The sequence below is a fragment of the Streptomyces subrutilus genome (assembly GCF_008704535.1).
Lineage (GTDB): Bacteria > Actinomycetota > Actinomycetes > Streptomycetales > Streptomycetaceae > Streptomyces > Streptomyces subrutilus.
In genome coordinates this window covers 3,804,630-3,818,961 of record NZ_CP023701.1, presented here as the reverse complement: position 1 = coordinate 3,818,961, position 14,332 = coordinate 3,804,630, and the positions used below count along the sequence as shown (strand labels likewise).

Annotated in this window: 4 protein-coding genes; all 4 read right to left on the bottom strand. The window is 75.6% G+C overall.

All coding sequences use genetic code 11. The features are described from left to right. Window positions 1-52: 52 nt before the first annotated feature. The 4 genes from CP968_RS16660 to CP968_RS16645 are packed head-to-tail and all read right to left on the bottom strand — an operon-like array spanning window position 53 to window position 14,280. Window positions 53-979, bottom strand: a complete 927-nt coding sequence (locus CP968_RS16660) for a TauD/TfdA family dioxygenase (protein ID WP_150518775.1) — start codon at window positions 977-979, stop codon at window positions 53-55. Between the two features lies 1 nt (window position 980). Further along, window positions 981-2,321, bottom strand: coding sequence for a cytochrome P450 (locus CP968_RS16655; RefSeq protein WP_150518774.1), 1,341 nt, complete (start codon window positions 2,319-2,321; stop codon window positions 981-983). Between the two features lie 26 nt (window positions 2,322-2,347). Continuing rightward, a complete protein-coding gene (locus CP968_RS16650) occupies window positions 2,348-3,223 on the bottom strand; it encodes an ABC transporter permease (protein WP_150518773.1) in 876 nt (291 codons plus the stop codon). Further along, window positions 3,220-14,280 (bottom strand): non-ribosomal peptide synthetase, encoded by an 11,061-nt coding sequence (locus CP968_RS16645; protein ID WP_150518772.1) that lies wholly within the window; start codon window positions 14,278-14,280, stop codon window positions 3,220-3,222. The genes CP968_RS16650 and CP968_RS16645 overlap by 4 nt, the downstream gene beginning before the upstream one ends. Window positions 14,281-14,332 lie beyond the last annotated feature (52 nt).

The window sequence follows — 14,332 nt, the reverse complement described above, 5'->3', positions numbered from 1 at the left end:
CCCGGCGCTCTCGCGTGCCGGGCCCCTTCCGCCGTGTCCCGGCCGGGGCCGGTCAGGTCATGGAGACGACGATCTTCCGGTCCCCGGTGTACGCCTCGCGGCCGTGCAGCACCGACATGTTGTCCACGATCATGATGTCGCCGACCTGCCAGGGCTCCGCCAGCCGGTTCTCGCGCTGGGCCTTGCGCACGTGGGCCAGGTCGTCGTCCGACAGCGGGGTGCCGTCGCCGTACGTGACCCAGTGCGGCAGCTCGTCCACGTCGTCGATGAGCGACAGCAGGGTCTCCGCCTCGTCGTCCGGCAGGTTGGAGGGGTGCCACTGGTCGGCCTGGTTGAACCAGGTGTCGGCGCCCGTGCGCGGGTTGTGCCGGACGCCGGGACGGTGCTGGCTGACGCGCAGGCCGCCGTCGGAGGTCCAGGCGTACCGCGCGCCCGAGTCCTCCAGGAACCGTTCGACGACCGCCCTGTCCTCGGTCTCGAAGGTCGCCTGCCAGGACTTGCCGAGCCCGAACCCGCCGTGCAGGTGCTGCCGGTAGACCACGCCCGAGGCGAACCGCTCGCGCACCTCGGGCGGCAGCGCGGCGAGCAGCGCCCCGCCGTCGCAGACCGGGGTGGCGCCGCCGGTCTCGGGGGCGGTCAGGCAGCCGAAGAACAGCCGGCTGGGCCAGGACCGCGCGTACGACATCTCGTTGTGGAGGGAGATGTCGAAGCGGGCCGGGTACTCGGTCGAGGTGAACACGCCGTCGGAGACGGCCGCCCGGGGGGTGTTCCCGCCGCGGTAGCTGTCGATGAGCGAGTCGCCGAAGAGGGTCACCGCGCCGTGGAAGGCGTCCGCGTCGGTGAGCCCGAGGCCCCGGACGAGGACCGCGCCGTGCTCGCCGAGCAGTTCCTCGGCCCGCCGGCGGACGTCGGCGGACGGGGTGTCGGCGTACAGGACGGCGAGGGTGGTGCCGCCGGCCGTGCGTGTCTCGTGGCGCATGTCAGTGGTTCTCCTTGCCGGTGCGGGTCGGGGTGTCGTGGTCCGGCGCCGTCCGCGCGGTGAGGGCGACGGGCAGGGCGCTGTACGCGCGGACGAAGTTGGAGTAGAGGCGCTGCGGCGGCCCCAGCAGGGTGATGTCGTCGACCATCGAACCCAGCGCCTCCACCATGGCCTTGACGTGCACCCGGCCGAGGAAGGCGCCGAGGCAGAAGTGCGGCCCGTGGCCGAAGACCACGTGCTTGTTGGGGCTGCGGCCGACGTCGAAGCGGTCCGGGTCGGCGAAGGCCCGCTCGTCGAAGTTGGCCGAGGTGTTCCACAGGGTCACGACGTCGCCGGCCCGGACGACCCGGTCGCCCAGCGGTACGTCGACCAGGGCGCGGCGCCCGAAGTGCATGGCGGGGGTGGTCCAGCGCAGGATCTCCTCGGTCGCCGTGTCCGCTGACACCTCCCCGGCCTTCAGCCGGCGCCACTGCTCGGGGTTCTCGGCGAGGGCGATCAGGCCGCCGATGAGGGAGGTCCGGGTGGACTCGTCGCCGCCGAGGATCAGGCTGTAGGCGTTGAGGACGATCTCGTCCTCGGTGAGCGGCTCACCGTCGACGGTCGCGGCGGCCAGGGTGCTGAGGACGTCGTCGCCCGGATTGCGGCGCCGCTCGGCCGCCAGCTCCCCCATGTACATGATGATCTCGTTGCGGGCCATGAGGGACTCGAACTCGTCGTCGCCGGAGCCGTGCCGCGCCAGGGTCCGCGTGTTCCACTCCACCAGCCGCGGGCGGTCCGCGTGCGGGATGTCGAGCAGGTCGCCCATGGTCTGGATCGGGATGTGGTCCACGACGTCCGAGACGAAGTCCAGCCGGCCGGCCGCCAGGGCCCGGCCGAGGAGGGCGCGGGTGTGCGCGTGGACGCCGGCGACGACCGGCTCCAGCACGCGCGGCGCGAAGGACTTGAGCATCACGTTGCGGATCTCGCGGTGCCGGACGCCGTCGGTGACGGCGAGCATCTTGCGGGAGGCGGAGTCCTCGCCCTGGAGCAGGGTGGCGAGGACGTTGCCCTTCTCGGAGGTGAACCGCTTGTTGTCCCGGTACACGGCGACGGCGTCGGCGTACCGGGAGACCACCCAGAAACCGGGCGTGCGCGGCCCGGCCGGGTGCCAGTGCACGGGGCTCTCGTCGCGGAACCGGCGCCACATGGCGTGCGGGTCGACGTCCAGGAAGGTCTGCGGGTCGGTGAGGTCGAGTGCGGCGAGGTCGGGCACGCGGGGGGCCGCGGGGGCGGCGTCGGCGCCGGGGACCGGCGGGTGCGCGGCCTGGGCCGGGTGCGGTACGGGCGGGGTGCTCACGGGCATGGTGCTCATTCCTCCAGGCGGCGGGTTCACGAGCCCGCGGTACGGAATCGGCGCAGGCTGACGGTGGTGCAGACGGCGAACAGGGCGGTCAGGGTCACGGCCACGACGATCAGCGGGTGGGCGCCGGCGAAGCCGGTCGCGGCGGTGTCCGGGTTGCCCCACAGGTCGCGGCAGGCCGCGATGACGGCGGTGACCGGGTTCCACTCCGCGAGCGGCCGCAGCGCGGCCGGCATGGACTGCGGGGAGAGGAAGGCGCTGGACAGGAAGGGCAGGACGACCACGATGAACGGGGCCACGACGCTGATGGTCTCCACGCTGCGCACGGTCAGTGCCAGCAGCACGCCCAGCCACAGCATCGCGTAGATGAACACGGCGATCAGTGCGAAGCCGGCCGCGACGGACAGCCACCCGGTGTGCGGGCGCCAGCCGAGCGCCAGCCCGGTCAGGGCGGTCACGGCCAGGCCGGCCAGGCCCACCAGCCAGTCGGCGAACGTGTGGCCCAGCGGCACCGCGGACCGGCTGATGGGCAGCGACCGGAACCGGTCCACGAGGCCGCCCTGGAGGTCCAGGGCGAGGGAGACCGCGGTCGGCCCGACACAGGCCAGGCCGACCTGGACCGCGCCGCCCGCGAAGACGTACTCGACGTAGTCGCCGCCCATGGGCAGCGTGATGGCGTCCCGGAAGAGGTAGCCCAGCATGATCAGCGACAGCAGCGGGTTGAGGACCACGCCGATCGAGCGGCCCGGGGCCCGCCGCATCCGGCGCAGCCGCCGGCCGACGATCGCGCCGGTCTCGGTGAGCAGGGTGCGGGGGCCCGCCGGCCGGGCCGCCGCGAGCCGCGGCGTCCCGGTTCCGGCGGCCCGGGGCCGTTCGGCGGCCGGGCGGGGGAGGGTCGTCGTCATGACCGGTCACCCGCCGTCCACGCGTCGAGGGCGTCGCGCAGGGCGGGGCCGATGACGGTCAGCGGCTCCGGGTCCAGCATGTCGTCGTGCGCGCAGTCGACGCGGTGCACGCGTACCGAGCCGGTCATGAGCTCCTTCCACAGGACGTCCTTGTCGGTCACCTCGCCCCAGGGCGAGCGCTCGGCCAGGAAGAGGTCGACGGTGCCCGCGTACTCCCCGGGCTCGTAGCGGGTGTTGAGGATCTGGTGGCGGCCCATCAGGTCCACCACCCGGGCGAGCCGCTCGCGGCCCAGCCGGGCCAGCGGGCTGCCGTCCCGGCGCAGTGCCTCGTAGAGGTCGTCCGGGACGAGCCGGCGCCCGCCGAACTCGTCGGGGTGGTGGCCGATGCCCTCCAGCAGCCAGCCCAGCCGGACCTGTTCGTCCCGCTCGTCGGCCGCGTCGGTGCGGGGGAAGGAGTCCAGCACGGTGAGCACGCCGACCTCGTCGCCGGCCGCCCGCAGCCGGACGGCCATCTCGTACGCGAGCAGCCCGCCGAACGACCAGCCCAGCAGGTGGTACGGGCCTTCGGGCCGGACCTCCTTGATCAGCCGGACGTATGCCGCCGCGTTCTCCTCCATGCTCTCCGGAAGGGGGGCGCCGTCCACCACGGTGGGGGACTGGAGGGCGTACACGGGCTGGTCGGGGTGCAGGTAGGGCACCAGGGACAGGTAGGAGAGGGACAGCCCGACGCCGCTGTGCACGCAGAACAGCGGGGTGCGGTCGCCGTCGGGCTGGATGGTCAGCATCGGGGTGAAGTGCTCGACGTGCCCGATCCCGTCCGCCTCGGCGATGGCCTCGGCCATGCCCCGGGCGCTGCTGCGCATCGACTCGGGCGCGGGCGCGGGGACGGCCGCGGGGGCCGGTGCGGGAGGGGCGGGCTCCGGGTCCGCCGGGCGCAGGCTCGCGGCCAGGGCGGCCACGCTCTGGTGGACGAAGACGTCCGCGATGCTCAGGCCCAGGCCCGCCTTGCGGGCCAGGCTGACCAGCCGCAGCGACTTCATGCTGTCCATGCCCGCGTCGAAGAAGTTCTCCCCGGCGGTGACGGCGTCGGTGGCGAGCACGTCGTGGACGATCCGCAACAGCCCCGCCACGGCCGGGTCGTCGCCCGGGTCCCCGCCCGGAGCCACCGCGCCGGGTGATCCGGCCGTACCGGCCGTACCGGCCGCCGGGTCCGGCGCGGACCAGTCGCGGCCGGGCCGGTCGGGTGCGATCGCGCCGCCGCCCGAGAGCAGGGCCGCCCACAGGCCGGCGCCCGGCCGGGCGGCCAGCGCGGCCGCTTCGGCGTGGCGGACGGGGACGGCCGGGGGCGCCGGGTGCGCACCGCCGTCCGCGCCGCGCACCAGGTACGCGGGCCCGTCCGGGTCCGGGGCCGGCAGCGGCGCCGGCTCCGGGCCGCCGGGGGCCGCGAGGAACTCGGCGGAGTCCAGCACCAGGACCGGTACGCCACTGCTGCGCAGCCTCCCGGCCAGGCCCTCGGTGGTGAGGACGGCCACCGCGGCGGTCGCCTCCACCAGCTCCCGGACCCGGTCGCTCGGCTCCTCGGCCCCGACCGGTACGTACGCCGCGCCGGTCCGCAGCACCGCGAGCGCGGCGACCGCCTGGTCGGCGGCGCGCGGCACCGCGAGGGCGACGACCCGGCCGGGGCCGGCCCCGCGCCGTACGAGGTGGTGCGCCAGGTGCCCGGCGCGCTCGTCCAGCGCCCCGTAGGACAGGGCCCGGGAGCCGGAGCCGACCGCGGTGTCCCGCGGGGCGTCCGCGATCCGCGCGGCGACCAGCCCGGTCAGGGTGGCCGTGGCCGCCGTGGCCGCCGCCGCGTCCGCCGCGGCGGGCACGGGGGCGCGTTCGGCCTCCAGCTCGCCGACGCGCACCCCGGGGTCGGCGGCGGCGGTGCGCAGCACCTGCCCGAACTGCTCGACGAGCCGCTCGGCGGTGTCCCGGGTGAACAGGGCGGTGCTGAAGGTCAGCAGGCCGCGCATGCCGTCCCGGCCCGGCCAGTTGAACAGTTCCAGCACCAGGTCGAGCTTGGCCTGGTCGGAGCCGACGTACGCGGGTTCGGCGCTCAGTCCGACCAGGTCCGGGACGCGCACCCCGTCGTGCTGCACGGTGAGCGAGACCTGGAACAGCGGGTGGCGGCCCAGCGCGCGGCCGGGCCTGATCGCGTCCACGACCTGGTCGAAGGGCACGTCCTGGTGCGAGTAGGCGGCCAGGTCGGTCTCCCGAAGCCGCTCCAGGAGCTCCCGGAACGTGGGGTCGCCGCTGGTGTCGCCGCGCAGCACCAGGGTGTTGAGGAACATGCCGACGAGTCCGCCGAGCGCGTCGTCGGTGCGTCCGGCGACGGACACCCCGAGCGGGATGTCGGTGCCGGCGCCCCACCGGGTCAGCAGGGCCGAGAGCGCCGCCTGGTAGACGATGAACTCGGTGGTCCCGGTGGCCCGGGCGAGCTCCGCGAGCGCCCCGTGCAGTTCCGGGTCGACGTCGAACATCACCGTGTCACCGGCGCTCCCGCCGCCCTGCGGGCGGGGGAAGTCGGTCGGCAGCGGCAGTTCCTCCGGCAGGCCGGCCAGCGCGTCGCGCCAGAAGTCGAGCTGCCGCGCGCCCAGGCCGTCCTCGTCGGCCGGATCGCCGAGCAGCTCGCGCTGCCAGACGGCGAAGTCGGAGTACTGCACCGGCAGCGGCTCCCACTGCGGGGCCCGGCCGCCGGTCCGGGCCCGGTAGGCGGTGGCGAGGTCGTCGAGCAGCGGCTCCATCGACCAGCCGTCGAAGGCGATGTGGTGCAGCACGATCAGCAGGACGAAGCCGTCGCCGCCGGTGGGGAAGAGCCGCACCCGCAGCGGGGTCTCCCCGGTCAGGTCGAAGCCGCGGTCGGCCTCGGCGGCCAGCGCGGTGTCGAGCTGGTCGGAGAAGACGGACACGGTCGTGAGGTCCGGTGCGCCGGACGCCGCGTCCAGGACGCGGGGCACGGGCACCCCGTCCTGCTCGGGGATCACGGTCCGCAGCACCTCGTGCCGGTCCGCGAGGTCGAGCAGGGCCGCCCGCAGGGCGTCCGTGTCGAGCTTCCCGGTGAGCCGGAAGGCCATGGCGCTGTTGTACGAGCCGTCGGCCCGGCCCTGGCGCCGGTTGAGGAACCACTGGCGCTGCTGGCTGAAGGAGAGCGGGCGCTCGCCGCCCGGGGCGGCCGGGCCCAGTGCGGGCCGGGCCTGCGCGGCGCGGGCCACCTGTCCGGCGAGGGCCACCACGGTCCGGGCCTCGAACAGGGCGCGGATGGGGAGTTCGACGCCGAGGGTGGAGCGGACCCGGCTGACCAGGCGGGTCGCCAGCAGGGAGTGGCCGCCGATCTCGAAGAAGTCGTCGTCGACGGAGACCAGCTCCAGGCCGAGGACGTCCGCGAACAGGCCGCACAGGACGCCCTCGACGGGGGTGCGGGGGGCCCGGCCGCGGGAGGCCGCGCCCAGGTCCGGGTCGGGCAGGGCCGCGCGGTCCAGCTTGCCGTGGGCGGTGAGCGGCAGCTCCTCCAGGGCCACCACCGCCGAGGGGACCATGTAGTCGGGGAGTTCGGCGGCGAGCGCCTCGCGCAGCTGCGCGGTGTCCTCGGGGCCGGCCCCGGCGGCGACCACGTACGCGACCAGGCGGCGTTCGCCGGCCTCGTCCTCGCGCATGACCACGACGGCCTGTTCGACGCCGGGCCGGGCGAGCAGGGCGGCGGAGATCTCGCCGAGTTCGATGCGGATGCCGCGCAGCTGCACCTGGTCGTCGACCCGGTCGAGGTAGTCGAGGTCGCCGCCGGGCAGCCAGCGCACGAGGTCGCCGGTGCGGTACATGCGGGTGCCGGCCGGGCCGTGCGGGTCGGCGACGAACCGGGACGCGGTCAGTCCGGGCCGCGCCAGGTAGCCGCGGGCCAGTCCGCCCGCGACGTACAGCTCGCCGGTGACACCGGGGGCGACGGGCCGCAGTTCGCGGTCGAGCACGTAGACCCGGTGGGCGTTGGTGGGCCGCCCGATCGGCGGCCGGCCGGCCCGGGGGGCCAGCGGGCCGGCGACGGTGCAGCCCACGACGGCCTCGGTGGGCCCGTAGCCGTTGAACAGCCGGACCGAGCCGCCCCAGCGCTCGACGACCCCGGCCGGGACCGCCTCTCCGGTGACCACCAGCCGCAGGTCTGCGGGGAGGACGGCGTCGGCGGGCAGGCCGCCGACCACGACGGGCGGCAGCGCGACCAGGTTGATCCGGGCCTCGTTGATCAGGTCGACGAGCGGCCGGCCCGGGGTGCGGGCCTCCTCGTCGGCGATGACCAGGGTTCCGCCGTTGAGCAGGGCCAGCATGATGCCGAAGACCGAGGCGTCGAAGCTGAACGAGGCGAACTGCAGGACCCGGACGTCGTGGTCGAGCCAGAACCGGTCGGAGAGGCTGGAGACCATCGACATCAGTCCGGTGTGGGCCACGGCGACGCCCTTGGGGCGGCCGGTGGAGCCCGAGGTGTAGATGATGTACGCCGTGTTCTCCGGGTGCAGCGGTGCCACCCGGTCGGCGTCGGTGAGGTCGTGTCCGCCGAGCTCCGCGAGGTGCGCGGCCGTCTCGGCCGTGTCCAGCAGCACCGGGGTGACCCCCAGGGCGGCCAGGTCGGGCAGGCCGGCCGGGCGGGAGCGGGTCGCGGTGTCGGTCAGCAGGACCGGCGGGCGGGCGTCCTCCAGCATGTAGCCGATGCGGTCGGCCGGGTAGTCGGCGTCCACGGGCAGGAACACCGCGCCGGCCTTGAGGGCGGCGAGGGCGGCGACGACCAGCTCCGGTGAGCGCGGCAGCATCACCGCGACGGGCTGCTCCGGACCGGCGCCGCGCTCGGCCAGCAGCCGGGCCAGCCGGTTGGCCCGGTCGTTGAGCGCGGCGTAGTCGAGCTCCTCGGCCCCGAGCGAGACGGCCGGCTTGGCGGGCGACAGCCCCGCCCAGCGCTCGAACGAGGTGGTGGCGAGGGTGGCGACGGCCGGGCGGGCCGCGGCCGCGCCCGACCAGGTGCCGAGCACCTGTTCGCGCTCGCCGTCGGTGAGCGCGTCGATCCGGCCCAGCGGGGTGTCCGGGGCGTCGGCGAGCTGTTCCAGGACGCGGGCGAACCGGTCGACGAAGACCTCGGCGCGGGCGGCGTCGAAGACGTCCGGCCGGTACTGGGCCTCCACGCGCAGCCCCTGTCCCGCGGTGGGGAACACGCCCACGGCGAGCGGGTACTCGGCGATGACCCGGGCCTTCCAGTCCCGCATCGTCAGACCGGGGACGTGGGAGCCGATGGCGTCCAGCGCGCCCGCCGGGTAGTTGTGGAAGCTGACCACGGTGTCGAAGAGTTCGCCGATGCCGACGCCCTGCTGCACCTCGGCCAGGCCCAGGTGCTGGTGCTCCTCCAGGCCGAGCTGGCGGTCCTGGAGCCCGGCCAGCATCTCCTCGAAGGGCAGGGCCGGGTCGAGCCGGGCCCGGACCGGCAGGGTGTGCAGGAACGCGCCCACCATCTGCTCGACCCCGGGCAGGTCCGCGGGCCGTCCCGAGACGACCGCGCCGAAGGTGACGTCGGAGCGGCCGGTGAGGCTGCCCAGGACGGCGGCCCAGGCGCCCTGGACCACGGTGTTCATGGTCAGGCCGCGCCGGTGGGCCCACGGGGTGAGGGCCGCGGTGAGCCGGGCGGGCAGTTCCGCGGTGTACGTCCCGGGCAGGGCGGAGACCCGCGCCCGGTCGGCGGGGCCGAGCCGGGTGGCCTCCTCGATCCCGTCGAGCTCCCGCGCCCAGGCCGCGCGGGCGGCCGGCTTGTCCTGGGCGGCGGACCACTCCAGGTAGGCGCGGCCGGGTGCCACCGGGCGCAGGGCGCCGAGGTCGGCCCCGTTGCCCCACAGGGTGACGAGCTCCTCGGCGAGGACGGCCGACAGCGACCAGCCGTCCACCAGGATGTGGTGGGTGGTCCACACGACGCGGTGCCGGTCGGCGCCCAGCCGGTAGACGGTGAAGCGGGTCAGCGGGCCCCCGGTGACGTCGAAGCGGTCCAGCCACTCGGCGTCGGTGCGGCGGGCGGCCTCGGCTTCGGGGTCGGCGGCCGCGGTGAGGTCGTGCTCGGTCCACGGCAGTGCGACGGAGGCCGGGATCAGCTGCACCGGGTCGCCCTGCTCCCGTTCGCGGAAGCGGGCGCGCAGCGCCGGGTTGCGGTCGAGCAGTGCGGTGGCGGCGGCGCGCAGCGCGGCGGCGTCGAGGGGGCCGCCGATGTCCATGACGACCTGGAGGGTGTAGGCGTCCATGCCCTGGCGGTCGAACTCGGCCTGGAAGAACAGGCCGCGCTGGAGCGGGGAGAGCGGCAGGACGTCGGTGAGCCCGTCGAGCTCCCGCTCCCAGGCGTCGATCTCCGACTGCGTCACGTCGACGAGCGGGAACTCGGCGGCGATGCGGCCGCCGGAGCCGGGGGCGGCGGCGTGCGCGGCCAGGGCGCGCAGCGCGGCGAACCACTCCTCGGCGATCTCCCGTACGGCGCTCTCGGCCAGGGCGTCGGCCGGCCAGGTCCACTCGGCCACCAGGACCGGGCCCCCGGGCCGGTCCTCGGTCAGGGCGACCAGGTCCAGGGGTTGGCGCAGCGGGGTGGCGGGGGAGGCGGTCAGGCCGGCGCCGCCGGTCTCGATGGCCCACGCTCCCTCGCCGGCCGCGAACCGGCCCAGGTAGTTGAAGCCGATCTGGGGCACGGCGGCGCGGGCGAGCACGAGCGCCGTCTGCGGGTTGACGTGGCGCAGCAGGCCGTAGCCGATGCCGTGGTCGGGCAGGGCGCGCAGGGCGGCCTTGACCCGCTTGAGGGCGGTGGCGACGGCCGGGCCGCCGGCCGCGACCTCGGCCCGGTCCAGCGCGCCGACGTCCAGCCCGACGGGGAAGGCGCTGGTGAACCAGCCGACGGTGCGGGAGACGTCGAGGCCGTCGCCGATCTGTTCGCGGCCGTGGCCCTCCAGCTCGACCACGGTACGGGTGCCCCGCGCTCCGGTGCGCCCGGTGACGGCCAGCGCGAGGCCGGTCAGCAGCACCTCGTTGACCTCGGCGTGCAGGGCGGCGGGCACCCGGGTGAGGAGGTCGGCGGTGAGCTTCGCGGGCAGCTCCAGGCGGAGCCGGCCCGCGGTGGCCCAGGTGTCGGCCGCCGGGTCCAGCGGCCGGTCGGCGAGGATCTCGGCGGAGCCGGCGCCCTGGGCGTTCCACAGCGGGAGTTCGGCCGCCCGGCGGGCGGTGCGGGCCTCGGCGGACAGGGCCTTGGCCCAGGTGCGCAGCGAGGTGGGGACGGGGTCGAGGGCGGGGGCGCGGCCCTCGGTGACGGCCCGCCAGGCCGCCTCCAGGTCGGGCAGCAGGATGCGCCAGGACACCCCGTCCACGGCGAGGTGGTGGACGACGAGCAGCAGGCGGCCGCCCGCGCCGGGGGCCTCCTCCAGCAGGACCGCCTGGACGACCAGGCCGGTCTCCGGGCGCAGCCGGGCCCGGGCGGCGGCGGTGTGCTCGGCGAGCACGGCCGCGCCGTCGGCGCCGGCGGGGACGGTGACGCGGGTGACCGTGTCGGCGGCGGTGACGGAGCCGGGCGCCAGGACCTCCTGCGCCCACAGGCCCGGTACCGGGGAGGTGAGCTTCAGGCGCAGCGCGTCGTGCCGGTCCAGGACGGCCTGGAGGGCGGGCTCCAGGACGCCGGGGGTCAGTCCGGCGGGCGCGTTGACGACGACGTACTGGGCGAACTCCCTGGTGGCGTCGGGCAGTTCGGAGAGCTGTTCGCGGAGCCGGTCGAAGATGGGGGTCGGCTCGATCTCGCCCGTGCCGTCGTCCGCGACGGCCGCCGCGGCCGACGGCACGGGGCGGGCCGCCGCGGCGATGGCGGCCGGTGTGCGGTGCTTGAAGACGTCGCGGGCCGTGATGACCAGCCCGGCCCGGCGGGCCCGGCTGACGACCTGGATGGAGCTGATGCTGTCGCCGCCGAGGGCGAAGAAGCTGTCGTCGACGGCGACGTCGGGCAGGCCCAGCACCTCGGCCAGCACGGCGCAGACGACGGCCTCCGCGGGGGTGCGGGGGGCGCGTACGGAGCCCTGCGGGCCGACCGGGTCGGGCGCGGGCAGCGCCTTGCGGTCCACCTTGCCGTGCGCGGTGAGCGGCAGCGCGTCCAGCGTGACCAGGACGGTGGGAACGAGGGCCTCGGGCAGCCGGCCGGCGAGCTCGGTCCGCAGCGCGCCGGTGTCCGGGGCGGCGCCCGCCTCCGGCTCCAGGTAGCCGACCAGGCGCTTGTGCCCGGACGGGTCGGTCACGGCGGCGGCGACCGCGTCGGCGACGCCGGGCAGGGCGCGCAGCGCGGCCTCGACCTCGCCGAGTTCGATGCGCTGTCCGCGGATCTTGACCTGGTGGTCGCGGCGGCCGACGAACGCGAGCTGGCCGTCGGGGCGCAGTTCGACCAGGTCGCCGGTGCGGTACATGCGGGAGCCGTCGCCCGCGAAGGGGTCGGGCAGGAAGGTGACGGCGGTGCGGCGGGGATCGCCGAGGTAGCCGCGGCCCACGCCGGCGCCGGAGATGTACAGCTCGCCGCGGACCCCGCGCGGGACGGGGGTGAGGTCGTCGCCGAGGACGTGCAGGCGGGTGTTGCGCAGCGGCCGGCCGATGGGGACGACCGGCGCGTCCATCGCGTCGAGGGCGTCGCGGTCGCGGGCGTAGGCGTGGGTGACGTCGTCGGAGCACTCGGTGGGGCCGTACAGGTTGGCCAGCGCGATGCCGGGGAAGCGGGCGAACCAGCGGCTGCACAGCTCGGCCGGGAGGGCCTCGCCGTTGGAGATCATCCAGCGCAGGGCGGGCAGCGCGGGGGCGGAGCCGGCCGCGTCCCACACGTCGAGGGTGGCGCGCATCAGGGAGGGGACGACCTCCAGCACGGTCAGGCCCTCGGCGCCGATGGCGGTGAACAGCGCGTCGGGGTCGGCGGCGTCGGCGCGGTTGAAGGCGCGGACCCGGCCGCCGACGAGCAGCGTGGTCAGTGTCTGCCAGACGGTGACGTCGAAGGTGACCGGGGCGTTGTGGACGAGCGCGTCGGTGTGGTCCAGCGACAGTTCCTCGATCTTGGCGAGCAGGTGGTTGACCATGCCGCCGCGCTGCACCATGGCGCCCTTGGGCTTGCCGGTGGAGCCCGAGGTGTAGATGACGTACGCGAGGTCCTGCGGGCCGCCCAGGACGGGCGGCAGCGCGTCGAAGGGGTCCTGCTCGGTGCCGATCTCGCGCACGGGCAGCGGGGCGCCGTCGCCGGCGGCCGCGGCGGCCCGCTCGGCGAGGTCCCGGTGGGCGGCGTCGGTGAGCACGTACCCGGCTCCGCTGTCGCGCAGCAGCGCGGTCAGACGGGGGAGCGGCGCGCCGGGGTCGAGCGGCACGAAGGCCCGCCCGGCGCCGAGCACGGCCACCTCCGCCGTGACGAAGTCGCGGCCGGGCTCGCTGAGCAGGGCGACCGGGCCGGTGCCGGTCAGGTGGCGGGAGAGCGCGCCGGCGCGGCCGACGAGCCCGGCGTAGTCGAGGGTGCCGGTGTCGTCGGTGACGGCCGGGGCGTCGGGGGCGGCCAGGGCGCGGGCCCGTATCCGCTCGACGACACCCAGGTACGGGGTGGGACGGACGGGGCCGGTGAGGGCGGCGGTCAGGTCGGCGGCCTCGCCGGGGGCGAGGAGCTCCAGGCCGGACAGCGGTTCGTCCGCCGCCGCGGTCAGGAACCGGTCGAGGTAGCGGACGAACCGGTCGAGGTGGGCACGGACCTCGGCGCGCGCGTAGCGGGCCTCGTTGCCGTTGAGGTCGATGCCGATGCCGGCGTCTCCCTTGTCGGCGACGGTGAACTCCAGGTCGTCGACGAGACCGGTGGACGGGCTGTGGATGGTGGCCGCGCAGGGGCCGATGGCCAGCTTCTCCACCTGCGGCATCATGTTGAGGAACGGGCCGAAGGGGCGGCGGTCGTCGCTCGGCAGGCCCATGGCGCGGCGGATCCTGCTGACGCGGTGGCGCTGGTGCCGGAGCGCCTGCGAGAAGGAGCGGTAGGCGTCGGCGAGCAGGCCGGCGCGGGTGGTGGCGGTGTCCACGCCGAGCCGCAGCGGCAGGTAGTTGACCACCATGCCGGGGACCTTCTGGGTGTCGCCGCCGACGCGGGCGGTGACCGGCAGGGACAGCAGGACGTCCTCGGTGCCCGCCATCCGGCCGGTGTACGCGCCCAGGGCCGCGACCAGCACGGTCTGCCAGGTGACGCGGGACTCCCAGGCCACGGCGCGCAGCCGCTCGGCCACGGTCTCGGGCAGGACGCCCTGCTCCTGGAGGAAGGTCTGCGCGGGTTCGGCGTCGCCGGTGGAGAGGCTGATCGGTTCGGGCCGGTCGGTGAACCGCTCCTCCCAGTAGGCCCGGTCGCGCTCGGCGCGGGCCGAGCCGGTGTAGGCGGCCTCGGCGTCGAGCAGGGTGGTCAGGGCGGGGAAGCGGCCCTCGTCGAGGTCGGCGCCGGCCAGCAGGGCTTCGTAGATCGCGCCGAGCCGCTGCCAGTAGATGACGTAGCTGAAGCCGTCGGAGACCAGGTGGTGGTTGAGGAGGCAGAAGAAGGCGCGGTCGGGACCGAGCGTGAAGACGCTCAGCCGGAACAGCGGCTCGAAGGCGTCGTCGGCGCTGCGGACGCCGTCGCCGGCCGCACGGTCCTCGGCGGTGAGGGCGAACGGCACCCGCAGGTCGGCGCGGATCGCCGCGTGCGCGGCCGCCGCCGGGTCGGGGGCGCCGCTGACGTCGGTCTCGGTCAGGGGCAGGGACGACAGCGGTTCGACGAACTGGCGGGGCTCGCCCTCCACTTCGGTGAACCGCGTGCGCAGGCACTCGGACTCCGCGACCAGCCGCTCCAGTGCGGTGCGCAGCAGGCCGTGGTCGAGCGGGCCCTCGATGTCCCAGTAGATGGCGGTGTTGTAGGTGGCTCCCCCGCCAGAGAGTTTCGCGTCGAACCAGATGTCCTTCTGGCCGGCGGTGAGCGGAAGGCCGCCGACCGTCTGAACGTGCGTCATGGCTATCCCCTAGCGAAGGTTTCCGTTGTCGGCCCGGTCACGGGCACGATCG